The 26,061-nt window shown below is 68.6% G+C and carries 25 protein-coding genes; 7 read left to right on the plus strand and 18 right to left on the minus strand.

What is annotated here, in order from left to right:
- Positions 1 to 2: 2 nt before the first annotated feature.
- From ABDJ85_RS05240 to ABDJ85_RS05265, 6 genes are all read right to left on the minus strand, one after another.
- The gene (locus ABDJ85_RS05240) at positions 3 to 695 is read right to left on the minus strand and encodes a response regulator (RefSeq protein ID WP_347703681.1); all 693 of its coding nucleotides are present in this window, start codon (positions 693 to 695) and stop codon (positions 3 to 5) included.
- Complete coding sequence (locus ABDJ85_RS05245) at positions 677 to 1,915, minus strand: sensor histidine kinase (protein WP_347703682.1); 1,239 nt, start codon at positions 1,913 to 1,915, stop codon at positions 677 to 679. The genes ABDJ85_RS05240 and ABDJ85_RS05245 overlap by 19 nt, the downstream gene beginning before the upstream one ends.
- Entirely contained in the window at positions 1,899 to 3,014 is a 1,116-nt protein-coding gene (gene mnmA / locus ABDJ85_RS05250) for a tRNA 2-thiouridine(34) synthase MnmA (RefSeq protein ID WP_347703683.1), read from the minus strand. The genes ABDJ85_RS05245 and mnmA overlap by 17 nt, the downstream gene beginning before the upstream one ends.
- A 42-nt stretch (positions 3,015 to 3,056) precedes the next feature.
- A complete protein-coding gene (locus ABDJ85_RS05255; protein WP_347703684.1) occupies positions 3,057 to 3,791 on the minus strand; it encodes a substrate-binding periplasmic protein in 735 nt (244 codons plus the stop codon).
- Positions 3,792 to 3,896: 105 nt separating this feature from the next.
- A complete protein-coding gene (locus tag ABDJ85_RS05260; protein ID WP_347703685.1) occupies positions 3,897 to 5,549 on the minus strand; it encodes a serine hydrolase domain-containing protein in 1,653 nt (550 codons plus the stop codon).
- Between the two features lie 45 nt (positions 5,550 to 5,594).
- Positions 5,595 to 6,092 (minus strand): NUDIX hydrolase, encoded by a 498-nt coding sequence (locus ABDJ85_RS05265; RefSeq protein WP_347703686.1) that lies wholly within the window; start codon positions 6,090 to 6,092, stop codon positions 5,595 to 5,597.
- Positions 6,093 to 6,176: 84 nt separating this feature from the next.
- Between ABDJ85_RS05265 and ABDJ85_RS05270 the strand changes: the two genes are divergently transcribed.
- The 7 genes from ABDJ85_RS05270 (at position 6,177) to ABDJ85_RS05300 (ending at position 13,388) form a co-directional block, all read left to right on the plus strand.
- Positions 6,177 to 7,307 (plus strand): Re/Si-specific NAD(P)(+) transhydrogenase subunit alpha, encoded by a 1,131-nt coding sequence (locus tag ABDJ85_RS05270; RefSeq protein WP_347703687.1) that lies wholly within the window; start codon positions 6,177 to 6,179, stop codon positions 7,305 to 7,307.
- Positions 7,308 to 7,309: 2 nt separating this feature from the next.
- Positions 7,310 to 7,636, plus strand: a complete 327-nt coding sequence (locus ABDJ85_RS05275) for an NAD(P) transhydrogenase subunit alpha part 2 (protein ID WP_347703688.1) — start codon at positions 7,310 to 7,312, stop codon at positions 7,634 to 7,636.
- A gap of 1 nt (position 7,637) precedes the next feature.
- The gene (locus tag ABDJ85_RS05280; RefSeq protein ID WP_347703689.1) at positions 7,638 to 9,059 is read left to right on the plus strand and encodes an NAD(P)(+) transhydrogenase (Re/Si-specific) subunit beta; all 1,422 of its coding nucleotides are present in this window, start codon (positions 7,638 to 7,640) and stop codon (positions 9,057 to 9,059) included.
- Between the two features lie 137 nt (positions 9,060 to 9,196).
- Complete coding sequence (locus tag ABDJ85_RS05285) at positions 9,197 to 10,870, plus strand: long-chain-fatty-acid--CoA ligase (RefSeq protein WP_347703690.1); 1,674 nt, start codon at positions 9,197 to 9,199, stop codon at positions 10,868 to 10,870.
- Between the two features lie 5 nt (positions 10,871 to 10,875).
- Entirely contained in the window at positions 10,876 to 11,421 is a 546-nt protein-coding gene (locus ABDJ85_RS05290; RefSeq protein WP_347703691.1) for a hypothetical protein, read from the plus strand.
- Positions 11,422 to 11,426: 5 nt separating this feature from the next.
- Positions 11,427 to 12,161, plus strand: coding sequence for a 16S rRNA (uracil(1498)-N(3))-methyltransferase (locus ABDJ85_RS05295; RefSeq protein ID WP_347703692.1), 735 nt, complete (start codon positions 11,427 to 11,429; stop codon positions 12,159 to 12,161).
- Positions 12,162 to 12,212: 51 nt separating this feature from the next.
- A complete protein-coding gene (locus tag ABDJ85_RS05300) occupies positions 12,213 to 13,388 on the plus strand; it encodes an MFS transporter (protein WP_347703693.1) in 1,176 nt (391 codons plus the stop codon).
- Here the strand turns inward: ABDJ85_RS05300 and ABDJ85_RS05305 are convergent.
- From ABDJ85_RS05305 to ABDJ85_RS05360, 12 genes are all read right to left on the minus strand, one after another.
- Entirely contained in the window at positions 13,354 to 14,886 is a 1,533-nt protein-coding gene (locus tag ABDJ85_RS05305) for an alkaline phosphatase D family protein (protein WP_347703694.1), read from the minus strand. The genes ABDJ85_RS05300 and ABDJ85_RS05305 overlap by 35 nt on opposite strands.
- Before the next feature lie 4 nt (positions 14,887 to 14,890).
- Positions 14,891 to 16,153 carry a THUMP domain-containing class I SAM-dependent RNA methyltransferase gene (locus tag ABDJ85_RS05310; protein WP_347703695.1) on the minus strand — a complete coding sequence of 421 codons (1,263 nt, stop codon included), beginning with the start codon at positions 16,151 to 16,153 and terminating at the stop codon, positions 14,891 to 14,893.
- Positions 16,154 to 16,435: 282 nt separating this feature from the next.
- Positions 16,436 to 17,986, minus strand: a complete 1,551-nt coding sequence (locus ABDJ85_RS05315; protein ID WP_347703696.1) for a methyl-accepting chemotaxis protein — start codon at positions 17,984 to 17,986, stop codon at positions 16,436 to 16,438.
- Positions 17,987 to 18,057: 71 nt separating this feature from the next.
- Positions 18,058 to 18,609, minus strand: coding sequence for a hypothetical protein (locus ABDJ85_RS05320; RefSeq protein ID WP_347703697.1), 552 nt, complete (start codon positions 18,607 to 18,609; stop codon positions 18,058 to 18,060).
- A 288-nt stretch (positions 18,610 to 18,897) separates the two neighbouring features.
- The gene (locus tag ABDJ85_RS05325; protein ID WP_347703698.1) at positions 18,898 to 20,433 is read right to left on the minus strand and encodes an RNA polymerase factor sigma-54; all 1,536 of its coding nucleotides are present in this window, start codon (positions 20,431 to 20,433) and stop codon (positions 18,898 to 18,900) included.
- A 17-nt stretch (positions 20,434 to 20,450) separates the two neighbouring features.
- Positions 20,451 to 21,233 (minus strand): LPS export ABC transporter ATP-binding protein, encoded by a 783-nt coding sequence (gene lptB / locus ABDJ85_RS05330; RefSeq protein WP_347703699.1) that lies wholly within the window; start codon positions 21,231 to 21,233, stop codon positions 20,451 to 20,453.
- Positions 21,233 to 21,865: a lipopolysaccharide transport periplasmic protein LptA gene (lptA, locus tag ABDJ85_RS05335; RefSeq protein WP_347703700.1), complete on the minus strand. Its 633-nt coding sequence runs from the start codon at positions 21,863 to 21,865 to the stop codon at positions 21,233 to 21,235. The genes lptB and lptA overlap by 1 nt, the downstream gene beginning before the upstream one ends.
- A gap of 57 nt (positions 21,866 to 21,922) precedes the next feature.
- The gene (locus tag ABDJ85_RS05340; protein WP_347703701.1) at positions 21,923 to 22,573 is read right to left on the minus strand and encodes a thiol:disulfide interchange protein DsbA/DsbL; all 651 of its coding nucleotides are present in this window, start codon (positions 22,571 to 22,573) and stop codon (positions 21,923 to 21,925) included.
- Positions 22,570 to 23,244, minus strand: a complete 675-nt coding sequence (locus ABDJ85_RS05345) for a thiol:disulfide interchange protein DsbA/DsbL (protein ID WP_347703702.1) — start codon at positions 23,242 to 23,244, stop codon at positions 22,570 to 22,572. The genes ABDJ85_RS05340 and ABDJ85_RS05345 overlap by 4 nt, the downstream gene beginning before the upstream one ends.
- A gap of 11 nt (positions 23,245 to 23,255) precedes the next feature.
- Entirely contained in the window at positions 23,256 to 23,906 is a 651-nt protein-coding gene (locus ABDJ85_RS05350) for an SPOR domain-containing protein (RefSeq protein WP_347703703.1), read from the minus strand.
- Complete coding sequence (argS, locus tag ABDJ85_RS05355; RefSeq protein ID WP_347703704.1) at positions 23,903 to 25,603, minus strand: arginine--tRNA ligase; 1,701 nt, start codon at positions 25,601 to 25,603, stop codon at positions 23,903 to 23,905. The genes ABDJ85_RS05350 and argS overlap by 4 nt, the downstream gene beginning before the upstream one ends.
- Before the next feature lie 37 nt (positions 25,604 to 25,640).
- Positions 25,641 to 26,033, minus strand: coding sequence for a VOC family protein (locus ABDJ85_RS05360; protein ID WP_347703705.1), 393 nt, complete (start codon positions 26,031 to 26,033; stop codon positions 25,641 to 25,643).
- Positions 26,034 to 26,061 lie beyond the last annotated feature (28 nt).

Consider the following 26,061-nt stretch of genomic DNA (forward strand, 5'->3'; position numbering starts at 1 on the left):
CCTCAGATCCACCCCAGATCAATCGCCCTCAGCACCGCCTGCGTCCGGTCCCGGACGCCCATCTTGGAGAAGATGGCCGAGCAGTGGTTCTTGATCACGCCTTCGCTGTTGCCGAGCAGGGTGGCGATCTCGGTGTTGCTGCGGCCGCTGGCGACGAGGCGCAGGACCTGAAGCTCTTTGGGGGAGAGCGGGTCGGGGCGGTCGGCGGCGGTGAAGGAGCGGTCGGCGCCGCTGCTGGCGGTGCGGGCTTCCATGCGGGTGGTGAGTGAGGGGCGCAGGGCGGTGCCGCCAGCGTGGACCTCGCGCAGTGCCTCGGTCAGGGTCTCGGGGCGGATGGCCTTGAGCAGAAAGCCGCGGGCGCCAGCGCTGGCGGCTTCGTCAAAGGCGGCGGCGTCATCGAAGGTGGTGAGCAGCACCACGGGCAGGCGCAGGCCGCGTGCGGCGAGGGCGCGGATGAGGCCGAGGCCATCGAGCCTGGGCATGCGCATGTCGGACAGCACGATGTCGGGCGTGTCGTCAACCGCGCACTGGCCCAGCCACTCCAGGGCCTCGGCGCCGTCGCTGGCTTCGCCGACGACGCGCAGGTCGTCCTGCAGGCTGAGCAGGCCCTTGAGGCCTTCGCGCACCAGTTGCTGGTCTTCGACGAGGAGGATCTTGATCTTGTTGCTCATGCCGATCACGCTGTTCGGGGACATTGAAGTTCGATACGAAAGCCGGGGCTGGTGCGCACCACGTGCATCTCGCCGCCGAGCTCGCTCATGCGCTCGGCCATGCCGGTGAGGCCATTGCCGGAGCGGGCAGGCTCCCAGCGTGGCGCACCACGGCCATCATCGTCGATGCTGACGGCGACCTGCCCGCCCTCGGCGCGCAGGCGCACCTGCACGCGTGAGGCGCTGGCATGGCGGACCGAGTTGGTGACCGCCTCCTGAACACAGCGCAACAAGGCCTGGGCGGTGCGGGGGCCCAGGTCGCGCGCAGCGTCGTCGAGGTCGAGTTCGATGCGGGTGCTGACGATGCCGGCGGCCAAGGCCTGCAGCGCAGCGCTGAGGTCGATGCGCTGCGAGCTGCGCTGCTGCGAGACGGACTCGCGCACATCGGCCAGCAGCTGGGCGGCCACGCCCTGGGCCTTGCCCACGGCCTGCGCGGCGCCATCGCGGTCGGCGCGGGTCAGCAGCGCGTCACCAAGTTGCAGGTGCAGATTGAGTGCGGTGAGGTGGTGGCCCATGAGGTCGTGCAACTCGCGGGCGATCTGCATGCGCTCGCTGTAGCGCGTTTGCTCGGCCAGCAGGGCCTCGCCCGACACGCGCTCGGCCAGCACGGCCTGCAGCCAGCGGCGCTTCTCGGCCTCGGCGGCAGCCATGCGCCCCAGGCCAAAGGCCAGGCCGTGCAGGGCCAGCATGGACATCACGAGGCTGAGGCCGTCGAGCCAGGCATTGGCGCCCGAGGTGGCGACTTCAAAGCCCGGCAGCCCCGCCGACACCCAGGCATTGAGCAGCACCTGGCCGGCGGTGAAGAGCAAGGCTGTGCGGGCCGGCAGCAGCACGGCCGCGAGGGCCGTGACGAGGAAGGGCAGGCCTGGCGTGACGGCAAATGCCAGCGCGTCCACCAGCAGCAAGCGCATCAACGCGCGGGGCGGCGAGGCGTCGCCCCGGCCCTCGCTGGCCAGGCGCCAAGCCTGCACCGCGAACACGGCCAGCAGCGCCACGCCGCACAACAGCAAGGCCTTGTCGTTGGGGCTGCCACCCAGGCGGCGGTAGGCCGAAGCGAGCAGGCCGTCATAGGGTTCGCTGCGCATGCCGAGCAGGGCAGCTGCAGCGGCCACCAGCTCCATCACGCAAACGACGAGGGCCGCCAGGCGCAGCACCGTGCTGGGCTGCGCAAGGCGAGCGAGCAGTTGGTCAAGCTTGGATTGCATGGGCGATCACGCCACCGCCGAGGCAGACCTCGCCGTCGTAGACCACAGCGCTCTGGCCCGGGGTCACGGCCCATTGCGGCTGAGGGAAGTGAAGTTGCAGCCGGCCTTCCCGCATCGCCAACGCACAAGGCGCATCAGCCTGGCGGTAGCGCGTCTTGGCGGCGTAGGCGCCGTCATGCGGCGCTGTGCCGGCAACCCAGCTCAGGTCATCGGCCACCAGGGCGGGGCTTTGCAGCAGTGGGTGGTCGTGCCCCTGCACGACGATCAGCGTGTTCTTCTCCAGGTCCTTGGCCGCCACGAACCAAGGCGCGTGATCACCTGCGCCACGCGCGGCGCCTTTCTCCTTGACGCCGCCAATGCCCAGGCCCTGGCGCTGGCCCAGGGTGTAGAAGGACAGCCCGACGTGTTCACCGAGCTTGCGGCCGCGCTCGTCCTTGATGGGGCCGGGCTGGTGGGACAGGTACTTGTTCAGGAACTCGCGGAAGGGCCGCTCGCCGATGAAGCAGATGCCGGTCGAGTCCTTCTTCTTGGCGTTGGGCAGCCCGATCTCGGCGGCAATGCGGCGCACTTCGGTCTTGGGCAGGTCACCCACGGGGAACATGGCCTTGCTGAGCTGGGCCTGGGTCAGGCGGTGCAGGAAGTAGCTCTGGTCCTTGAGTGGGTCCAGGCCTTTGAGCAACTGGAACGCTCCGCCGTCCTCGCGCACCCGCGCGTAGTGGCCGGTGGCGATCTTCTCGGCCCCGAGCCGCATCGCGTGGTCGAGGAAGGCCTTGAACTTGATCTCGGCATTGCACAGCACGTCGGGGTTGGGCGTGCGGCCGGCCTGGTACTCGTGTAGGAAGGACTCGAACACGCGGTCCTTGTACTCGGCGGCGAAGTTGACGTGCTCGATCTCGATGCCGAGCACATCGGCCACCGAGGCGGCGTCCAGGAAGTCCTGACGCGACGAGCAGTACTCGTCATCGTCGTCGTCTTCCCAGTTCTTCATGAAGATGCCGACGACCTCGTGCCCCTGGGCTTTGAGCAGGTGGGCGGTGACGGCGGAATCGACGCCTCCGGACAGGCCGACGACGACGCGCGCTTTCTTCGTTGCAGTCATCGGGCGGGATTGTCCGCCAGGGCGCTGCGGGGCTGGGGTGCCTCAGGCGCCGCCCTGGCGCCGCATCAGGCCGGCCAGCGCTGACTGCTGAAGGCCATCGAGGTTGCCGCTGGATTGCAAGGCGATCAAGGCCGTGTTGAGGCGGCTGGCCAATCGGGCCTGGGTGGCCCACAGCACGTGGTGCACCGGATGCTCGTCAAAGACATGCTCCAGCCGACGCAGCTCGGGCAGGCCGGAGGGGTGCTGGGCGGGGGCATTGGCCATTTCGTTGACCAGCACGACATCGGCCATGTCCGTGGCCAGCAGCCGCCACAGGTCGCGCACGCTGGCACTTTCAACGCGGCGCTGGTTGGGCAGCATCAGCTGCTCCACCCGCAGCACGCCGCGCAGGTGGGCCACACGCAAGGGGGCCAGGTCCTTCCAGTGCAAGGCCTGCAGCGTGGGCTGCAGCGTGTAGGCGCGCATGGCCACGCGGTTCAACGGCGTGGGGAGGGCGATCACGTCCGGATTGGCGGTGAGAAAGTCCGACGCGCGGTGCACATTGGCATCCAACTGGCCTTGGGCCAGCAACTGTCCCGCGCGGCGGGTGGGCAGGTCGACAAAGACCATGGGCTGCCCGATGTCGGCATAGAGCCGGGCGAGGATGGCCTCGCTGACGCCGATCAGCAGGTTGCCGTCACGGTCCCAGGTGCCGACACGCACGGGCGCGGGTTCCGAGGCGCGGGCTGTTCGCGGCGACCCGAGGCCGGCTGCCAAGCTGACCAGACCAGCCAGCATGGGGCGACGCGAAACGGATGGAACAGGGGGATGCATGAGCGGGCAGAAGTTTCCGCCCTCGTCAGGCACTGCCGGCCGGTGGCCGCCGGCGATTCGTGACGGGTGTCACTGACGTGGACCCTTCAGGGTCTGGCCTCCTTGTTGGAGCACCAGCCCGCTGACCGCACGCTGCGCATCGCGCTCGAACTGGATCACCAAGCCCAGCGCCTTGACCTCGACGCGGTCAGGGCCGGTCACTTCGACGGGCACGGCGGGTTGGCCGCTGCCTTGCACCACGAGCTGGCCATCACGCTCGTAGACCTTGAGCTCGAAGCCCGGCACCAGCGGGTAGGTGCCGGCCCAGTCGCGCCAAGCTGGGTTTTGGGCGCTGGGCTTGGGCAAGGTGGCGCCGCGTCGCAGCACCTCCACGCTGCCGCCACCCTGTCGCCAGGCAAAGCGCAGCACCCGGCCATCAGGCTCGCGCTGAGGGGCGAGCAAGGCACTGATGGCCTGCAGCGGGTAGAGGTCGCCCCGGCTGTCGTAGCCCAGCGCAAAGGCGGGTTGCCCCGTGACCTGCAGCTCCAGGCCCTCAGCGCGGGGGCGCAGCGTCAGCGTCTGGCCCATGAAGTCGTAGTCGCCCGACAGGGCATCGCGCAGGCTGGCGGGCAGCGGCTGGGCGCGGCGTGGTGCTTGCGGCTGGGGCTGCAGGCCCAGCAAGGCTAACCCCAGGTCACCGAGTGAGCCGAGATCGGCCAGGGCGGTGTCGGCCAGGATCACCACGGCCTGCTGCTTGGCAGGGCGCAGCAGCACGAGCGACGAGAAACCGCCGGTGCCGCCTTCGTGGCCGATCAGGGTTTCGCCGTTGTGGGCGGATAGCAGCCAGTTCATTGCAAACCCATGGGCCACCGGTTGCTGCACGCGGCGCAGCGCCGGGGCTAGCGGGCCGCTCGGTGCCAGCAAGGCGCGGGCATAGGCGGCGAGGTCGTCCAGGGGCATGCGCAGCATGCCAATGCCGGCCAGGTTGGGCGTGATGGTCCAGGGCGGCGTGGGCTCACCCGTGCTGAGGTGGCCGGGGGTCTGGCCGGCGGGATTCAACCCTGCATGCTTGAGGCCCAACGGCTTGAAGACGCGCTCGCGCAGCGCGGCTTCCAAGCCGCTCTCCTCGGCCCGGGCCACGGCCATCGAGAGCACCATCATCCCGAAGTTGGAGTAGACCGGGCGGCTGCCGATGGGGGACTGCAGCGGGCTGCTGGCCAAGTCGGCCAGCAACTGCGCCTCAGTCAGGTGGGCATAGGGGTCCTGCTGACGGCCGCGCTGCAGCGAGGGTGGTGCTGCCGGGAGACCGCTGCTGTGGGTGACCAGGTCGCGCACGGTGATCTGGCGGTCGCCCTGGCGCGGCACCTGCGTGCCCGCAGGGAGGTGCTTGGCAATCGGGTCGTCGAGCGACCAGCGCCCGCGCTCGATCAGGTCGGCCACCAGCAGGGCGGTGAAGGTTTTGCTGACCGATCCGATCTCGAAGGCGGCCTGCGGCTTGGGCGCGTCTGTGGTGCGGGCACAGAAGTCGGCGCGGCGCAGCCCCTGCGGCTCGACGATGGCGGCCTGCACGCAGGTGCCGGTGCGGTCGCCGTCGAAGCGGGCCTTGAGCGTGCGCTCGATGGCGGGGTCCTGTGGCGCCGTGGCTGCGTCGGACTGCAGCGGCCAGCTCAGCAGCAGGGCGAGCACGGGCAGCAGCAAGGGCAGGGACAGGGGCGAGGTTCGGTCGGGGGTTGTGATTGCCATGGGGGCTCCTGCGGGTCGAGGCGGCGCAGTGTCCGGAGCGGCGCGTTAGGACGGCATAAGTGTCAGCGGCTGGCTCAAGGACCCGTGGCTGAAGACGGCGTCAAGTGGCAGGTGCCGCCCTGCTGCGTGGTCGCGCACGCATTGCAGCACCAGCGGGCTGCGGTGCCGGGCCTGGCAGGCGGTCAGCTCGTCCAGGCTGAGCCAGAGCGTGCGGCGGATGCCATCGTCCAGCGCGCGCCCGGCGATGGCCTCGCCCACAGTGCCGCTGTAGGCCAGGCGCACATAGGTGACGTCGTCTTGCGTTGCCGGGCGCAGGAAGCGGGCCAGGTAGACGCCGAGGAAGGCGGTGGGCGTGAAGGGCCGGGCGGTTTCCTCCAGCGCCTCGCGCACCACGGCGTCCAGCGGCGATTCACCCTGCTCCAGGTGGCCGGCCGGGTTGTTGAGCCGCAGGCCTTCGGGGGTGTCTTCCTCGACGAACAGGTAGCGCCCGTCCTGCTCGATCACGGCCGCGACGGTGACGCTGGGCTTGAAACGCTGACTCATGTCTTGAGCTTCCTCTGGCAATCCCGCTCCGGGGGATGCCTGGCATTGTGTAAGCTGGCCTGATTCGATTGCCGGAGGCAGCTCATGCAGATTGGCGTCCCTCGCGAGCGCGAGGCCGGAGAGACCCGCGTCGCCGTCACCCCCGAAACGGCCAAGAAGCTCAAGGCGCAGGGCCATGTGTTGCGCGTTGAGCGCGGCGCCGGCCTGGCGGCTAGCAGCACGGACGCAGCCTACGAAGCCGTGGGCTGCGAGATCGTGGACCAGGCTGCTGCGCTGGGCTGTGAGCTGGTGCTCAAGGTGCGCAGCCCCTTGGCCGACGAGCGCGCGCTGATGAAGCCGGGCACAGCCCTGGTCGGCATGCTCAACCCCTTTGACCGCCCGGGCCTGGAGGCGCTGGCCGCAGCCGGCCTCACCAGCTTTGCGCTGGAGGCTGCGCCGCGCACCACGCGGGCGCAGAGCATGGACGTGCTGTCCAGCCAGGCCAATATCGCCGGCTACAAGGCCGTGATGGTGGCGGCGGACAAGTACCAGCGCTTCTTCCCGATGCTGATGACCGCAGCCGGCACCGTGAAGGCGGCGCGCGTGGTCATCCTCGGCGTGGGCGTGGCCGGCCTGCAGGCGATTGCCACGGCCAAGCGGCTGGGCGCCGTGATTGAGGCCAGCGATGTGCGGCCGTCGGTCAAGGAGCAGGTCGAGTCGCTCGGCGCCAAGTTCATCGACGTGCCCTACGAGACCGCTGAAGAGAAAGAGGCTGCCGAGGGCGTGGGTGGCTATGCCCGCCCGATGCCCCCGAGCTGGCTGGAGCGCCAGAAGCTGGAAGTGGCCAAGCGCGTGGCGCAGGCCGATGTGGTGATCTCCACCGCCCTGATCCCCGGCCGCGCCGCGCCCACGCTCATCACCGAGGCCATGGTGCAGAGCATGAAGCCGGGTTCGGTGATCGTGGACATCGCGGCCGGCAAGGGGCCTGAAGGCGTCGGCGGCAACTGCCCGCTGACCGAGGCTGGCAAGACGGTGGTCAAGCATGGCGTGACCCTCGTGGGCGAGACCAACCTGCCGGCCCTGGTGGCGGCGGATGCGTCGGCGCTCTATGCACGCAATGTGCTGGACTTTCTCAAGCTCGTCATCACCAAGGAGGGCACGTTCAGCGTGCCGCTGGATGACGACATCGTCGCGGCCTGCCGCGTGACCCAAGACGGACAAGTGACGAGGGCCTGAAGATGGAAATGGTTGACCACACGATCATCAACTTGATCATTTTTGTGCTGGCCATCTACGTGGGCTACCACGTCGTCTGGACGGTGACACCCGCGCTGCACACGCCGCTGATGGCGGTGACCAATGCGATCTCGGCCATCGTCATCGTCGGCGCCATGCTGGCGGCGGCGCTGACCAGTCTTCCGCTGGCCAAGGCGGCGGGTGTGCTGGCCGTGGCGCTGGCGGCGGTGAACATCTTTGGCGGCTTCCTCGTCACGCGGCGCATGCTGGAGATGTTCAAGAAGAAGGACAAGCCCGCCAAGCCTGCCAGTCAGGCCGGGGAGAAGTGACATGAGCCTCAACCTCGTCACCCTGCTCTACCTGCTCGCCAGCATCTGTTTCATCCAGGCGCTCAAGGGGCTGTCGCACCCCACCACGTCGATTCGCGGCAATCTCTTCGGCATGGCCGGCATGACGATTGCCGTGCTGACCACGGCGGCCTTGATCGTCAAGCTGGCGGGCGAGGGTAGTGGCCTCTTGTGGGTGCTGATCGGCCTGGTGGCCGGCGGCGGCTATGGGGCCTGGAAGGCCAAGACGGTCGAGATGACCAAGATGCCGGAGCTGGTCGCCTTCTTCCACAGCATGATCGGCCTGGCGGCCGTGGCGATTGCGGTGGCGGCGGTGGTCGAGCCGTCGGCCTTTGGCATCGCGCCAGCAGGCGGCACGCACATCCCGGGCGGCAATCGGGTGGAGCTGGCGCTGGGCGCCTTCATCGGGGCCATCACCTTCACCGGCTCGGTCATCGCCTGGGGCAAGCTTTCGGGGACCAGCAAGTTCCGGCTCTTCAAGGGCGCGCCTGTGGTCTTCAAGGGCCAGCATGCCTTGAATGCGGTGCTTGGTCTGGCGGCACTGTTCTTCGTCTTCGGCTTCTGGCACAGCCAGAGCGCGATGGACTTCTGGCTCATCGTGGCGCTGGGCTTCGTGCTCGGCGTGACGCTGATCATCCCGATCGGCGGGGCCGACATGCCGGTGGTGGTCAGCATGCTCAACAGCTACTCGGGCTGGGCGGCGGCGGGCATTGGCTTCTCGCTCAACAACCCGATGCTGATCATCGCGGGCTCGCTGGTGGGCTCGTCGGGCGCCATCCTCAGCTACATCATGTGCAAGGCCATGAACAGGGCCTTCCTGAACGTGATCCTGGGTGGCTTTGGCGGTGAGGCCACCGCCGCCGCCGGTGCCACGCAGCAGCGCAGCGTCAAGAGCGGCAGTGCCGACGATGCGGCCTTCGTGCTCGGCAACGCCGAGACTGTCGTCATCGTGCCCGGCTATGGCCTGGCCGTGGCGCGCGCCCAGCATGCGGTCAAGGAGCTGGCGCAGAAGCTCACCGAGAAGGGCATCACCGTCAAGTACGCCATCCACCCGGTGGCCGGCCGCATGCCGGGCCACATGAACGTGCTGCTGGCCGAGGCCGAGGTGCCGTATGACCAGGTCTTCGAGATGGAAGACATCAATGCCGAGTTCGGCCAGGCCGACGTGGCCATCATCCTCGGCGCCAACGACGTGGTGAACCCGGCCGCGCACATCAAGGGCAGCCCCATCTACGGCATGCCCATCCTCGAAGCGCACAAGGCCAAGACGGTGATCGTCAACAAGCGCTCGATGGCGGCCGGCTATGCGGGCCTGGACAACGAACTCTTCTACATGGACAAGACCATGATGGTGTTCGGCGATGCGAAGAAGGTCGTTGAGGACATGGTCAAGGCTGTCGAATAGACCCGCATCTCTAAAGCGCCAGGCGCCCCATTTCCCTCTGGGAATGGGGCGTTTTCGCTATCGAATCCCCTCATAGGGGCGCTGTCAGCCTTCGGTCAGAATCGTCTCTGAAACCCAATGTACCCAGGAGACGACCCATGGACCCGATCTGGCTGAAGCGCTACCCGCCCGAGGTGCCGCAGTCCGTCGATCCGTCGGTCTACCCGACGCTGCTGGACCTGCTCGACTCGGCGCTCAAGAAGCACGCCGCGCAGCCTGCCTACCTGATGATGGGCAAGCGCGTGAGCTTTGCCGACGTCGATGCCGCCTCGCGCGCCCTGGCCGCGTATCTGCAGGGACTGGGCCTGGAGAAGGGTGATCGCGTCGCGATCATGATGCCCAACGTCTTCCAGTACCCGGTGGCGGTGGCCGCCGTGTTGCGCGCGGGCTTTGTGGTGGTCAACACCAACCCGCTCTACACGCCGCGCGAGCTGGAGCACCAGCTCAAGGACTCGGGCGCCAAGGCTATCGTCATCTTCGAGAACTTCGCGTCGGTGCTGCAGCAGGTCATTGCCAACGTCCCGACCAAGCACGTCATCCTGGCCTCGATGGGCGACATGCTGGGCTTCCTCAAGGGCGCCATCGTCAACTACGTGGTGCGCAACGTGAAGAAGATGGTGCCGGCCTACAGCCTGCCGGGCGCCGTGCGCTTCAACGACGCCGTCTCGCGCGGGCGGGGCATGAGCTATCGCGCCCCCAAGCTCACCCCCGACGACGTGGCCGTGCTGCAGTACACCGGCGGCACCACGGGCGTGTCCAAGGGCGCCGTGCTGCTGCACCGCAATCTGGTCGCCAATCTGCTGCAGTGCGAGGCCTGGTACCAGCCGGCCCTCAAGAAGGTGCCGCAAGGCGAGCAGATCGTCACGATCTGTGCGCTGCCGCTGTATCACATCTTCGGTTTCAACACGAACATGATGCTGTCGCTGCACATGGGCGGCGCGAATGTCTTGATTCCCAACCCGCGGGACCTGCCCGGGCTCTTCAAGGAGCTGCGGCAGCACCGCTTCCACAGCTTCCCGGCAGTCAATACGCTCTTCATGGCCATGGCCAACCATCCCGAGTTCTCGACCGTGGACTGGAGCGCCCTCGTGATCTCCGTGGGCGGCGGCATGGCGGTGCAGCAGGCCACGGCCAAGCTCTGGCTGGAGAAGACGGGCTGCCCCATCGTCGAGGGCTACGGCCTCTCGGAGACCAGCCCCACGCTCACCTGCAACCCAACCGACAGCAGCGCCTACAGTGGCACCATCGGCCTGCCGCTGCCGCTGACCGACATCCGCCTGCTCGACGACGACGGCCAGGAAGTGCCCATGGGCCAGCCGGGCGAGATCGCCGCCAAGGGCCCGCAGGTGATGGCCGGCTACTGGCAGCGCCCCGACGAAACCGCCAAGGTCATGACGGCGGATGGCTACTTCCGCACCGGCGACGTGGGCGTGGTGGACGAGCGTGGCTACTTCAAGATCGTGGACCGCAAGAAGGACATGATCCTGGTCAGCGGCTTCAACGTGTACCCCAACGAGGTCGAAGACGTGCTGACCCAGATGCCCGGCGTGCTGGAGTGCGCGGCGGTGGGTGTGCCTGATGCCAAGTCCGGCGAGGCGGTCAAGGTCGTGCTGGTGCGCAAAGACCCCAACTTGTCTGAGGCCGATGTGCGTGCCTTTTGCGAAGCCAACTTGACCGGCTACAAACGGCCCAAGATCGTCGAGTTCCGCACCGACCTGCCCAAGACGCCGGTCGGCAAGGTGCTGCGACGTGAACTGCGAGACAAGGCCTGAACCCCGTGCTTGACGCCCACCCCATCAAGACCGAAGCCGGCCGTGCCGAGATCAAGGCGCGTGCGCTGCCCTTGACGCGCTCGGCGCGCAATCTGCTGCTGGTCGTGGACGGTGGCCGCACCGGGCGCGAATGGCTGACCATGGTCCACGGCCTGACCGAGGAAGACCTGCGCGTGCTGTACGAGCACGGGCTGGTCGCCCCCAAGTCGTCGGTGCCGATGGGGTTTGGGGCGCCCCAGGCCGCTCCGCCTGCGCCGGCTCCTGCCCCGGTGGCGGCCGCAGCACCCGCGCCGGCCATGTCCGAGGCTTCGGCCACCCCAGTCCGCCCCGGCCTGCCCACGCTGGACCGCGCCGCGCTCTACACCTACCTCAGTGGCGAAGGTGGCAAGTTGCTGGGCGCCCTCAAGCGCTATGGCTTTGCGCTGGAGGTTGAGCGCGCCGACAGCCTGGAAGCCCTGCAGAAGCTGGGCCTGGATCTGGTCGAGAAGGTGGCGGCCAGCAAGGGCCCGCAGGCGGCCCTCGAAGTGCGCCGCGCACTTGGGATCCAATAGCGGGGATGCCTCCCCGCTTGTTTGTGGACGGCCCGCTGCCGAGTGCGGGCGCCAGTTTTGCCTTGCCCCCCACCGCTGCACGCCACGTGCAGGTGCTGCGCCTGCAGCCGGGTGATGCGCTCGTGCTCTTCGATGGCAGCGGCCCCGAGTGGTCGGCCACCGTCACGGCCATGGGCCGGCAAAGTGTCGAGGTCGAAATGGGCTTGCCCAGCCCCGCGCAGCGCGAGCTGACACAGACCGTGCGCCTGGCCGTGGTGATGCCCGCCAATGACCGCATGGACGGCGTGATCGAGAAGGCGACCGAGCTGGGCGCTGTTGCCATCCAGCCCCTGATGAGCGAACGCTCGGTGCTGCGCCTGAGCGGCGAGCGGGCCGACAAGAAGCGCCAGCACTGGCGTGGCGTGGCCATCGCGGCGGCCGAGCAATGCGGCCGCAGCCGCGTGCCCGAGATTGCCCCGGTGCTGAGCCTGGCCCAATGGCTGGGCGCGCTGCCGCCATTGGCCGCCGGTGAAGCCCGCGCTGTGCTGAGCCCGACGGCGACGCCAGGTCTTGCTGCCCTGGCCCGCGCCGAGCTCGTGACCACGCTCAGCGGCCCCGAGGGCGGGCTCAGCGACGCCGAGATCGCGCAGGCCTGCGCGGCAGGCTTTGCGCCTTTGCAGCTCGGGCCTCGCATCCTGCGCGCCGACACCGCGCCGCTGGCCGTGCTGGGCTGGCTGGCCTTGCAAGGCTTGCATGGCTGAGTTGCGCGCTTTGCACGAGCGCGACTGAGTTGCGCCGCTAGAGTCGGCTGCATGAACCGCAAGCTCCTGCTCCTCGTGCTGGCCCAGGGCCTGCTGCTCACCAACAACATCTGCTTCATCGCCATCAATGGCCTCGTGGGCCTCGCGTTGGCGCCGCAGGCCTGGATGGCGACCTTGCCCATCTGTGGCTATGTCGCGGGTGGGGCGCTGTTTGCGCGGATGGTGGGTCGGCATCAACTGGCCTGGGGGCGGCGGCGCGCCTTCCAGGTGGGTTTGTTGGTGGCCATGATCAGCTGCGCACTGGCCGGCTGGGCGGTGTGGGCGCACAACTTCTGGGGCGTGGTGGCGGCCACCGTGGTGGCGGGCTACTACAACGCCAATGGCGCGCTGTACCGCTTTGCGGCGGTGGAGCTGGTGGCCCCCGAGCGGCGAGAGACGGCTATCTCCTGGGTGCTGGCCGGTGGCTGCCTGGGAGCGGCGGTCGGGCCCTGGCTGGCGCGTGAGAGCAAGACGCTCTTCATCACCCCTTTTCTCGGCGCCTATGTGCTCTTGATTGGCGTGGCGGTGCTGGGGCTGGTGCTGATCTCGCTGATCGACTTCCCCGCGCTGCCGCAGCCCGTCGCCGGGCAAACAGGCCGCAGCTCGGGCGAGCTGATGCGCCAGCCGGTGTTCCTGGTGGCCGTGCTGGCCAGCGCGCTTGGCTATGGCGTCATGAATTTGCTGATGGCCGCCACACCCATCGCCATGGGCCAGTGCGGCCTGCCCTTCAGCGACTCGACCTGGGTGCTGCAGTGGCATGTGCTGGGGATGTTCGTGCCCAGCTTCTTCACGGGTGCAGTGATCAAGCGCGTGGGCGTGCTGCCGGTGCTGTGGGTGGGCGTGCTGCTCAATCTGGGCTGCGTGGCCGTGGCGCTCAGCGGCCAGGGCCTCGAACAGTTCACCGTGGCCCTGCTGCTGCTGGGCGTGGGCTGGAACTTCCTCTACGTGGGCGGCACCACACTCTTCACCCAGGCCTACCGGCCCGAGGAAAAGACCCGCGCCCAGGGCCTGATGGACACCTGGGTCTACCTGACCATGACCCTGACCTCGTTCTCCTCCGGCGCCCTCGTCACCACCGGCGGCTGGGTCTGGATGAACGAGGCCAGCCTGCTGCCCATCCTGTTGGCGGGGCTGGCGCTGGCCTGGCTCGGGCTCAAGCGCCGAGCAGGCGCGGTGACTGTGGGCTGACCACGAAGCTGGCCGCCGTGCGGATGCCGGGCTCGTTGGTGGCCACGCTGTCCACCACGCGGAAGTCGCAGCGCAGCTGCTGCGGTGTCAGTTCCAGCAGCGCATAGCCGCAGTCGTTGCCGCTGGCGTAGCGCGACAGCGGGTTGGCCGCCAGGATGCCCGGCGTGCGACTCGGGAAGAAGGACTTCATCGTGATGCCGGCACCGACGAACTCGGTCGCCACGGGCTGGCCCTCGGCGGTTTGCAAGTCGTTGGCCCAGTTTTCGTGCAGGTCGCCACCGAGGAAGACCGCGCCGCCGATCTGCTGGGCGCGCAGGGCCTCCAGCAGGCGCTCGCGGTCCTGCGGGTAGCCGTCCCAGCCATCGGCCCAGATGCGGTGGCCGCCGCCAAACGGGATACGGCGCGGCGCCACCATGGTGGTCTGCAGGATGAGGTTCCAGGTGCGTGCCTGCTGGCCCAGGCTGTCGTGCAGCCACCGCGCCTGTGCGGCGCCCAGCAGGCTGTGCTCCGGGCTGCGCAGGGCCTTGCAGTCGTCAGGGTCGATCAGCGACGCAAGGCCGCGGCAGGCGTGCGGGCTGCGGTACTGGCGGCAGTCCAGCAGGTGCAGGCTCGCGAGGCGGCCCCAGGCGCGGTGGCCGTAAAGACGCAGTTCCTCGCCTTGCTCGGTCAGGCCCAGCAGGCCGCGCTGCAGGCTGGCCAGCGGCAGAGGCATGTGCTCGTAGTAGGCCTGGTAGGCGGCGGCGCGGCGGCGTGCATCGCGCGAGGTCAGGCCACGCAGCGGGCCGCCGGCGTAGTCGTTCATCACCTCGTGGTCGTCCCAGGTCAACAGCCAGGGCACGGCGGCGTGCGCGGCCTGCAGCGTGGGCTCGCGCTTGTGGGTCTCGTAGTGCAGGCGGTAGCCGTAGAGGTCGCTGGCAGGCAGCAGGCCCTGGGGCAGTGCGGCCGACGGGTAGGCGCCGGATTCGTAGATGTAGTCGCCCACGAAGGCGATCAGGTCCACGTCCTCTTCCAGCAGCCGCGTGTAGGCGCCAAAGTGCCCAGCCCCGAGGCGCTGGCAGGACGCAAAGGCCAGGTGCAGGCGGTCCTTGGGCTGGTCGGGCGCGGGCAGGGTGCGCGTGCGGCCGGCGGGGCTGACGGCATCGCCCAGCATGAAGCGGTAGTAGAGGACGGTGTCGGCCGGCAGGCCTTGGGGCTCGACGTGCACGCTGTGCGCGAGCATCGGCAGGGCCTGCACGCTGCCCTGGCGCAGCAGCTGCGTGAAGCCCGGGTCGGTGGCCAGCTCCCAGCGCAGCTCCAGGGTCTGCGTGGCCCAGGGGTTGTTCAGCGGGTTGAGCGGCAGCGCGCGGGTCCAGAGCACGACGCTGCTGTCGGTCGGGCTGCCGCTGGCCACCCCGAGCTGGAAGGGATAGGCCTCCAGGCGCGGCGCCGCCGTGCTGGCAACGGCCAGGCGGCCCAGGCTTGCGGCCGTCAGCGCGGCCAGCAGCTGGCGGCGCTTCATGGGCTCACTCGCCTTCGACGGGTTCTGCCGGCTTGCGGGCCGAGCCCTTGACGAGGTCGAAGCGGAACAGCCGGCACTCGATGGGACCGTTCCACATCGGCACGCGGCGCGACTCCTTGAGCCGCATCTTGCTGGGCAGCTTCATGTCGGGGCTCAGCATCCAGGCCGTCCAGCCCGCTTCATGCTGGGTGTACTGGCGCTTCCAGTGCGCCGCCAGGCGGGGGAAGAAATCGTCGCCACCGTCGCGAGCCTCGCTGCCGCCAGCATCGCGCGTCAGTGCTGCCTTACCGCGCACCTCGATGCGCTCGCCATAGGGCGGGTTCATCAGGATGCTGCCGCGGAGGCCCTCGGGCAGCGCGGGCGCCGGGCGCTCCAGCGCATCGCCGCCGTTGAACTGGATGTATTGCGCCACGCCCGCACGCTCGGCGTTGCGGCGCGCGAAGTCGACCATCCGGAAGGCCACGTCAGATGCATAGATGGGCACGCTCGGCGGGTGGATGCGCGCGCGGGCGGCTTGCGTCATCTCGCCCCAGGCGGCGCGCAGCTTCTGGAAGGGCAACTGCCGCTCAAAGGCAAAGCGCCGCTGCAGGCCGGGTGCGGTGTCGGTGGCGATCAGCGCGGCCTCGATGGGGATGGTGCCCGAGCCGCAGCAAGGGTCGTGCAGCGCACTGTCGCCGCGCCACTCGGCGGCCGCGAGCATGGCAGCAGCGAGCGTCTCCTTCAGCGGAGCGTCGCCCTTGTCGATGCGCCAGCCGCGCTTGAAGAGCGGCTCGCCCGAGGTATCCACGTAAAGCGCCGCGCGCTCGGGGCCGACGTGCAGCACCACGGGCAGGTCGGGCCGGCTGGTGTCCACGCTGGGGCGCTCGCCCGTGTGCTCGCGCAGTTGGTCGCAGATGGCGTCCTTGATGCGCAGCGCCGCGAAGTTGAGGCTTTGCAGCGGCGAGCGCTGGGCCGTGACGTCCACGCGCAGCGTGTGCTGGGGGGTGATCCAGTCGCGCCAGTCCACGCGCAAGGCCAGCGCGTAGAGGTCGTCTTCATGCCGGTAGGGGTCCTCGATCAGTTCAACCAGCACGCGCTGGCCGAGGCGGGTTTCAAGGTTGATGCGCATGGCATCTTCCAGGCTGCCTTGCAGGCCGCAGCCGCCGCGCAGGGCCTGGACTTTGCTGCGCACGCCGGGCGGCAGGAAGGCCTTGAGCTCGGCTTCGAGCAGGGGTTCCACCCCGGAGGCGCAGGGGACGAAGAGGGAAAGCTTGGAGGAGGGCGGCACGGGTGGGATTGTCGCCGCGCGTCCGCAAGAAAAAGAGCCCGCCGGGTGGCGGGCTCGAAGACTTCGAAGTGCGCTTTTGTTGGAGGTGCTTGGGCGGTCGGGAGGGTGTCGCGAGGGTTGCCTCGCGTCAGTCCCTGCCGCTTGTCCTCTCCATATCAGGAACCATGCCAAACGCCAGACTCCTTGGGCGCACAAGGAGTTAGCGGCGTTGGCCGGTGCGCGCAGCGGCGCTGTGTCGCCTTTGCCGACACCCGCAGGCGCGGGGTCGGTGGCAGCGTGTGGTCAGCCGTGGCCCCGGGCGAGTCGGAACACGCCCACCGTCTCCACCAGGTGGTTGGCCTGCTGCTGCAGGCTCTCGGAGGCGGAGGCGCTCTCTTCCACCAAGGCGGCGTTCTGCTGCGTGACCTGGTCCAGCTGGCCGACGGCCTGGTTGATCTGGGCGATGCCGCGCGTCTGCTCCTGCGTGGCGGCGCTGATCTCGGCGATCAGGCTGCTGACCTTCTGCACCTGATCGACGATGTCGGTCATGGTGACGCCGGCATCGGCCACCAGCGAGCTGCCGGTCTCGACGTTCTCCATGCTGGCGCCGATGAGGGTCTTGATCTCGCGCGCGGCCTGGGCCGAGCGCTGGGCCAGGGCCCGCACCTCGGCGGCCACGACGGCAAAGCCCCGCCCTTGCTCGCCGGCCCGGGCCGCCTCGACGGCGGCGTTCAGGGCCAGGATATTGGTCTGGAAGGCGATGCCGTCGATCACGCCGATGATGTCGGTGATCTTGCGCGAGCTTTGTTGGATGGCGCTCATGGTCTCGACCACCTGGGCCACCACCGAGCCGCCCTTGGCCGCCGATTCACTGGCTTGGCCAGCCAGGGTCGAGGCGCTCTGTGCGGTGTCGGCGGTGTTGCGCACGGTGGAGGTCAGCTCCTCCATCGAGGCGGCGGTCTGTTCGAGGTTGGCGGCCTGCTGCTCGGTGCGCTGACTCAGGTCCGAGTTGCCGGCCACGATCTCGACGGTCGCGGTCTGCATGGTCTCGGCCGAGGCACGGACGGTCTGCATGATGCGGCTCAGGTCGCCGTTGACGGCATGCAGCGCATGCATCAGCCGGCCGATCTCGTCGTTCGAGTGCTCGTGGATTTCGCGCGAGAGGTCGCCTTCGGCGATGGACTGGGCGATCGACACCGCCTCGGCCAGCGGCTGCGTGATGCTGAGCTGGATGCGCCAGGCCACCATGCCGCCCACCAGCAGCGCCGCCACCGACAGCCCGATGATCAGCCACACCGACACGCGGTAGCTGGCGGTCGCGGCTTCGTCGCGCCGGCTGGAGGAGACCTTGATGCTGTCGATCACCTCGTCCAGCGCTTTGACGTGCGCGACCTGGGCGGGGCGCAGCTGGTCGCGGATCATGGCCGAGGCCCCGGCCATGTCATCGCTCATGGTCAGGTTGACGATCTTCTCGATCATGCCCTTGGTGCTGGCCAGCGCGCTGGCGGCGCGGGCCAAAGCGTCACGCGTAGCAGGTTCGTTCTGCACCAGCGCGGCCAGGCTGTCCGAGGTCTTTTCGTAGTCGGCACGGGCCGCCTTCATCAGGTCGAATTCCTTCTTCTTGAAGGCCATGTCGTCCTGCATGATCACGTCGCGGATGGTCACGCTCTGGTAGCGCGCCAGGTCTCTGAGCTTGCTGGCCAGGCGTTCCGGCGCTTCGCCCGTGACGGCGGCCAGATCGGACTTGAGCGAGGCCAGGCGGCCGAGCGACAGCATGCTGATGATGCCGAGCAGGATCAGCACGGTGGCAAAGCCGGCCGCAAGGCGGTGTCCGACTTTGAGGGAGTTGAGCATGTCTTGCTCCTGGGAACGGTTGTGCATCCAGCCGGGCCGCTAGCAGCCCGGCACGCTTTCACTTCGCGCTATCACTTGGCGGTTACGGCGCCGTGCAGCACGCCGATGGGCTTGCCGTGGTCCAGCACCGGCGCTGACACGTGCACGCTGGGCACCTGGGTCGAGGTGTCGGGCTTGATCTCGTCAGCGGCCCAGGCCTGGCCCTTGAGGGCTTGTGCAAAGACCGGGCGCGTCGCGTTGTTCCAGATCAGCGGGCGCACGCTGGCGCCAACGAGGTTGCCCTTCTGGTCGCGCAGCAGCAGTTTGTTGATGTTGTCGTCTTCCTGCTCCCACTTGGCGATCTGCAGGCTGACCTTGGACTTGAGCAGGGCCTGGATGAAGGCGTCGGAGTCCGGCAGATCGACCCACTTGCCATTGGTCATGCCGCCGTCGCCCTTGGCATTGGCGTCCTTGATGGCGGCGATCACACCGGGGTCGGCTGCCAGCGCGACCAGGCGGGTCTTGGCCTTGTCCACTTTGGCTTGCACTTCTGGAGGCAATGCGGCGGAGGCGGTGCTGACGACGAACCCGACAGCGACGAGGGCCGTCGCGAAAAGCTTGCTGGACACGGAAGAAATGGACATGGGGAGCCTCTCCTGAAAAGTTGACGCTGCGAGCGCAGGCGCCGACAACAAGGAGAGCCATGGGGTCAACGCCCACGTGACTGCACTCTCCCTGTGCGGCGGCAACGACCTGGAGCCTTGCTCGCATGCGAATTTGAGTGTGCTGTCAGTTCCGGGGGGCTCACAACCGACCCTGGTAAGTTGCGAGGGGGCCAATCGGTGCTTTTTGGCGGTTCAGCGCCCATGACATTTGCGTGTCTGTGTTGAGCACGCGACACCCGGCTGCTCCGCAGCCGGTAGGCCCTGTGATCAGAGGGCTTTGCGCAGGTTGGCCGGGGCGATCTTCATCGCCTCGCGGTACTTGGCGACGGTGCGGCGCGCGCACTGGATGCCCTGCTCGTCGAGCATGCCGGCGATGGCGCTGTCCGACAGCGGCTTCTTGGTGTCTTCGGCGGCGATGAACTGCTTGATCAGCGCGCGCACGGCGGTGCTGGAGGCCTCGCCGCCGGTCTCGGTGTTGAGGCCCGAGCCGAAGAAATACTTCAGCTCGAAGGTGCCCCAGGGCGTGGCCATGTACTTGGCGGTGGTGACGCGCGAGATGGTGGACTCGTGCAGACCCAGCTCGTCGGCAATCTCGCGCAGCACCAGGGGCTTCATGGCCAGTTCGCCGTGCTGGAAGAAACCGCGCTGGCGCTCGACGATGGCGGTGCTGACACGCAGGATGGTCTCGAAGCGCTGCTGGATGTTCTTGATGAACCAGCGCGCCTCCTGCAACTGCCCGCCCAGCGGCGAGTTGCTGATGCCGCCGCGCGTGGCGCGCAGGGCATTGGCATAGAGCTCGTTGATGCGCAGCTTGGGGGCGACATCGGGGTTGAGCATCACGCGGAACTCGCGGCCCCCGGGGCCGGTCTTGCGCACGATGACGTCGGGCACCACGGCGGCGGCGCTGTTGGTGGCAAAGCGGCGGCCGGGCTTGGGCTCCAGCGTGGTGATCAGGCCTTGAGCGCGGCGCAGCAGGGCCTCGTCGGCGCCGGTCTCCAGCAGCAGGCGGCGCGTGTCGCGGCGCGCCATCAGCTCCAGGTGGCTGCGCGCGATGGTGGCGGCCAGGTCGCGCTCGGGGCTGGCCGGGTGGGTGGCCAGCTGCAGGCACAGGCACTCGGGCAGGCTGCGGGCGCCAATGCCGGCGGGGTCCAGGCTTTGCAGCCAGCGCAGGGCGATGCGCAGGTGGTCGAGCAGCTCCTCGCGGCTTTCCGCGTTTTCTTCGTCCTCGCCGGGCAGCAGGCTGGCGGCAATCTCTTCGAGGCTGTCTTCGAGGTAGCCGTCCTCGTTGAGCGAGTCGATCAGGATCTGGAGCGCCGTGCGTTCGGGCGCCGAGAGGTGCATGCCGGCCAGCTGCTGGGCCAGGTGCTCGGCCAGGCTGATGTCGGCCGACTCGGTCTCGCCACGCTCGCCGTCGTCGTCACCGCTGCTGGCCGGGCTGCTGCTGGGCAGCTCGCGGATGCCGTCGAAGTCGTCGCCTTCGGTGCCGTTGGACCAGTCCTCGCGGTCGGTGGTGCCAAAGTCGTCGGCTGCCAGCTCGCGCTCGCCTGCAGTTTCAGTGTTCGCTTCGGCGCTGTCGTTGTAGTCGGGGGCGGCATCGTCGCGCTCGGCCGGCGCATTGCTGGCCAGCTCGGGCGTGCTGACGCTGAACTCCTCCTCCGTCTCCAGCAGTGGGTTGGTCGCCAGCATCTGCTCGACTTCCTGGTTCAGCTCCAGGGTCGAGAGCTGCAGCAGGCGGATGGACTGCTGCAGCTGGGGCGTCAGCGCCAGGTGCTGGCTGAGGCGGAGCTGTAGGGTGGGCTTCATCGACGGACGCTCTTGCCCTACATGCGGAAGTGTTCGCCCAGATACACCTTGCGAACGTCCGGATTGGCCACGATCTCGTCCGGCGTGCCCTGGGCCAGCACCGTGCCCTCGCTGATGATGTAGGCCCGGTCGCAGATGCCCAGGGTCTCGCGGACGTTGTGGTCGGTGATCAGGACCCCGATGCCGCGCGCCTTGAGGAAGCCGATGATGCGTTGGATCTCCAGCACGGCGATGGGGTCCACGCCGGCAAAGGGCTCGTCCAGCAGGATGAAGCGCGGCTGAGTGGCCAGCGCCCGGGCGATCTCGACGCGGCGGCGCTCGCCGCCCGAGAGGGCGGGGGCCGGGCTGTGGCGCAGGCTTTCGATGGAGAGGTCGTGCAGCAGGCCTTCGAGCAGCTCGTCGATGCGCGCCTTGGGCAGGGAGCGGCCGCGTTCGTCCTGCTGCAGCTCCAGCACCGCGCGGATGTTTTGCTCGACGCTGAGCTTGCGAAAGATCGAGGCCTCCTGCGGCAGGTAGGACAGGCCCAGCCGCGCGCGGGCATGGATGGGCAAGCGCTGCACCTCCTGGCCGTCGATGCGGATCACGCCCGCGTCCGAGCGGACGAGGCCGACGATCATGTAGAAGCTGGTGGTCTTGCCGGCGCCGTTGGGGCCCAGCAGGCCGACCACCTCGCCGCTCCGCACGCTGAGGTGCACGTTCTTGACGACGCGGCGCACGCCGTAGCTCTTGGCCAGGCTCTCGGCGTCGAGGCGGCTCTCCGTCGCGGCAGTCTCGTGGCGGCTCTCCGTCGCGGCAGTCATCACGGAGCGGTCTTCGCGGGAGGGGTGAGCGTGGTGCTGGGCTGCAGCGGCAACGGTGCCGCGGAGGCTGCTGCCTCGGCCGCCGAGGCCCGAGGCATGATCACCAGTCGGGTACGGCCGGCCGGGTTGGGCGAGGCGTGGCCCCCCTCGAAGCGGAACACCTCGTTGCGGTTGTCATAGAGCACCACGGCGCCCGAGACCTCCTCGGCCACGGCCGTGCCGCGCAAGACCTTGACCACCGCATTGCCGATGAAGCGCACGGTGTCGCTCTTGGTGTCGAACTCGACCTGGTCCGCCTGACCCTGGACGCTCTCGCCGGGCACGTCGCGCCCCTGGCTGAAGCTGACCGGCTTGCCGGTGGTGCCGCTGGCCAGCGCCTGGTGGAAGCCGTCGGCCGTGATGCGCAGGTCCACGCTCTCGGCGCGCAACTGCAGCGTGCCTTGGGAGATCACCACATTGCCCGTCAGGCGGGTGCGCTGCGAGATCTTGTTGCCCTCGCCACCGTTGTCAGACTGGATGACGAAGGGCTGGGTCCGGTCGGTCTTGGCCGCCTGCGCGGCGGGGGCTCCCCACAGCGTGGCGAGCAGGGCGGTCAGCAGGGCGGGGGCCAGCAGCGGCGCGTTTCGGATCATGGCGGCACAGAAGTTGCAGGCGATTCTAGGCGCCTGCGCCGGTGCGCCCGACCGAAATCAAGCCTTGCCGCGTGCCTGTTTGATGAGGAAATCCGCAACGGCGCAGGCTTGTTGGCCCGAGACGGTTTCTGCCTGCCCGGGTGCGCCAACGATGCCGGGCCCCGTGCGCCAACGGCCGGCGATGGTGAGCTGGGGCACGCTGTCGACGCCGCTGGACTCGGCCAGCTTCAGGCCCTGCTGCGCCTTGGTCTGGACGCCGAAAGAATTCATGGCCTGCTTGACCTTGGCCGGGTCCTGCCCGATGCGGCCGAGGAAGGCCAGCAGCTTGTCCTCGGTGCTCAGGTCCAGTCGCTCGCGGTGGATGGCGTTGAACAGTGCCGAGTGGGTGGCGTGGGTCTGGCCCAGGCTCTCCAGCCCGTAGTAGGCCTTGGCCAGCAGCTTGAGCTGGGCCTGGGTGCCGATGGGGACGCGCCGGAAAGTGACGTCGGCCGGCAGGGTCTTGACCCACTGTTCCAGCACCGGGTCAAAGGCGAAGCAGTGCGGGCACAGGTAGAAGAAGAACTCGACGACCTCGATCTTGCCCGGCGTGCTGGGCAGGGCTTGGCCGAGGCGGATGTAGTGCTTGCCTTCGACCGGCGCGCCTTGTGCGCTGGCCAGGTCGGCCAAGGGGGCGAGGGCAATCAGGGCGGAGAGGTCGCGGCGTTTCATCGGGCGGTCCGTTGGCGTTGGAGGAGGTAGTCGGCCACCTGCACAGCGCGGCGGCCAAGTTCGGGTTCGGGCAGGCCTTCGGCGGTGTTCTGCATGCTCGGCGATGTCAGGAAGCGGCCGGCGATGCCAATCGAGGGCACGCCGTCGATGTCGTAGGCTTCAGCCAGGCGGTCGGCTTGCAGGCAGCGCGTGGCCACGCCCATGGACTTCCAGGCGGCCTGGTACTTGGCACTGTCCACGCCGGCCATGGCCAGAAAGCGCGCCTGTGACTCCAGGTCGTCGAGCATCTGGCCCTGGCGATGCATGGCCGCGAAGATTGCAGGCCGGACCTGGGGTTCAAGCCCGAGGGCTTCCAGCGCAAAGAACATGCGCTGGTGGCCCTTCATGTTGGCGCGGAACTGCACGTGCACGCGCCGGAAGTTGACGTCTGCCGCCAACTGCTTGGCCCATTGCTCGATCACGGGCTCGAACACATAGCAATGCGGGCAGCCGTACCAGAAGAACTCCACCACATCGATGCGCGTGGGGTCGCTTGGAGCCTGGGCCGGAGCGTTGCGCACTGCGTAGTGGCGGCCCGGTATGGGGCCGGCCTGGGCCTGCGCCTCGGCCAGGGGCAGACCCAAGCTGGCGGGCAGCAGTCCAAGCACGAGGGGGCGGCGGGGCATCACCATGGGCGACTCCTTCAGCGCTGGACGCGGACGAGGTTGGCCTCGAAGCCGGCGCCTTCGACCTTGGTCTGCTGGGCTTCACCCTCGGCGCGGGTGTCAAAGGGGCCAATGCGCACGCGGAAGACGGTGCGGCCGGACTGCTCGCGCTCCAGCACCTTGGCGGTGAAGCCTTGCAGCGCGAGCTTGGCCTTCTGGCTCTCGGCGTCCTCGGCGCGCACGTAGGCGCCGACCTGGACAAAGTAGACCGTGGGGTCGCTGCCGGCTGCCGAGGCCGCCGCCGCGGCGGACGCCGCCGTGGCTTTTGCGTCGGGCTTCGTGTCGGCCTTTGCTTCGGGTTTGGCGTCGGCCTTGTGATCCGGCTTGGCGTCTACCTTTGCGGCTGCTGGCGCCGGCGCCACCGGCGCCGACGCGGCCCCACCCACCACCACGCCGCTGGCGCTGCGGGCGGCAGCCTTGCCGGCCAGCGGGGCGTTGGGGTCCCAGTTCTTGTTGCGCTCGGCCTCGGAGGCGTCCTGCTCGGCCGTGCGCTGGGGCAGCTTGTTCATGAAGGGGACAGGCGCCTTCGTGATGTAGAGCGCCACGCCGAGTGCAATGGCCAGCCCAAGCAGCAGCCCGACGATCACGCCGACGAAGAACCCGCCCTTTTCCTTCTTCTCTGCACTCATTCGACCGCCTCCGGCTGTTCCCTGCTCATCTGCTCCGGCGCACTCACGCCCAGCACGGCCAGCGCATTGGACAGCACCTGGCGCGTGGCGGCCAGCAAGGCGCAGCGGGCGCGGCAGAGCTCGGGCGCCTGGTCGAGCACGCGCTCGGCGGCGTAGTAGCTGTGGAAGCTGGCGGCCAGGTCGCGTGCATAGAAGGCCACGTCGTGCGGCGCAAGGCTGGCGGCAGCGCTTGAGAGCATGTCCGGGTAGGCCGCGAGCTTGAGCATCAGCGCCTCTTCGGTCGGGGCCGTCAGCAGGCTGAGATCGGCCGTGGCCAGGCTGGCGACATCACCGCCCCACTTGTTCAAGATCGAGCAGACACGGGCGTGCGCGTACTGCACATAGAAGACCGGGTTCTCGTCGTTCTGCTTGAGCGCGAGGTCGACGTCGAAGGTGAACTCGGTGTCGGCCTTGCGGCTGATGAGGAAGAAGCGCACCGCGTCGCGGCTGGTCCAGTCGATCAGGTCACGTAGGGTCACGTAGGAGCCGGCGCGCTTGGAGATCTTGACCTCCTCGCCGCCCTTCATCACGGTGACCATCTTGTGCAGCACGTAATCCGGGAAGCCCTGGGGGATGCCCAGATTCACCGCCTGCAGGCCGGCGCGCACGCGGGCGATGGTGCCGTGGTGGTCGGTGCCCTGGATGTTGATGCACTGCGTGTAGCCGCGCTCAAACTTGTTGATGTGATAGGCCACGTCGGGCACGAAGTAGGTGTAGCCACCTTCCGTCTTGCGCATCACGCGGTCTTTGTCGTCGCCGTAGTCGGTGGTGCGCAGCCAGAGCGCGCCGCCGTCTTCAAAGGTCTTGCCGCTGGCGATGAGACGTTCCACCGTCTTCTCGAGCTGGCCGCCGTTGTAGACGCTGGACTCCAGGAAGTAGCTGTCGAACTTGAGGCCAAAGGCCTGCAGGTCCAGGTCCTGCTCGTGGCGCAAATAGGCCACGGCGAACTGGCGGATGCCGTCCAGGTCGTTCACATCGCCCGAGGCGGTGAACTCCCGGTCGTCGGCCTTCACCGTCTGCTTGGCGAGGAAGGCGTCAGCGATGTCCTGGATGTAGTCGCCGTTGTAGGCGGCCTCGGGCCATTCGGCATCACCGGGCTTGAAGCCCTTGAGGCGCATCTGGGTCGAGTTGGCGAGCGTGGCGATCTGCACGCCGGCGTCGTTGTAATAGAACTCGCGGGTCACCTCGTGGCCCTGGGTCTTGAACAGCGAGCACATGGCGTCGCCCAGCGCCGCCTGGCGGGCGTGGCCCACATGCAGCGGGCCGGTCGGGTTGGCCGAGACAAACTCCACCATCACATGTTTGCCGGTGGCCGGGCGGTTGCCGAAAGTCAGGCCGGCGCCCAGCACCTCGGCCACCACGGCCTGCTTGGCGGCGGGCTTGAGGCGGATGTTGATGAAGCCGGGGCCGGCGATCTCCAGCGCCTGCACCCAGGCCTCAAAGGCGGGCTGGGCCTGCAGCGCGGCGATCAAGCGGGTGGCGAGTTCACGCGGGTTGGCCTTGAGCGGCTTGGCCAGCTGCATGGCGGCCGTGCAGGCCAGGTCGCCATGGGCGGCCTGCTTGGGGGATTCAAAGGCGGCGGCCACGGCCGAGCCGGGCGCGATGTCTTGGAGGGCTTGGGCGAGTGCGGTGAGCAGCGCCTGCTTGGCTTGGATCATGGGGGGCGATTTTAGGGAGGCCCCGAGGGGCCGGGCCTCATGCCGCCTGGTGACAGACCACGCACAGCTTGTTGCCGTCCAGATCGCGCACATAGGTGCCGTAGTAGTGGGCGTGGTAGTGCGGGCGCAGGCCCGGCGCGCCTTCGTCCCGGGCGCCCAGGCTCAGGGCCAGCGCATGGAAGGCGTCCACTTGCTCGCGCGTGGCGGCCTGCAGGGCCACCATCTGGCCGTTGCCGGCCGCGTGCGGCTGGCCATCGAAGGGGCGGCCCAGCAGCAGCAGCGGGCGGGGCCCGGGCTCGCTCTGCCAACCCATCCAGCCCTTGGCCTCGTCCACAAAGCGCACGGGGATGCCCAGCAGGGCCATCAGCGGCTCGTAGAAGGCGCGGGCGCGGGTGAAGTCTTGCGTGCCCAGGAAGACGTGCGAAAACATCAGGGAACCTCCAGCAGGATGCCGCCAG

This window comes from Roseateles paludis (assembly GCF_039872745.1).
Classification (GTDB): domain Bacteria; phylum Pseudomonadota; class Gammaproteobacteria; order Burkholderiales; family Burkholderiaceae_C; genus Pelomonas; species Pelomonas paludis.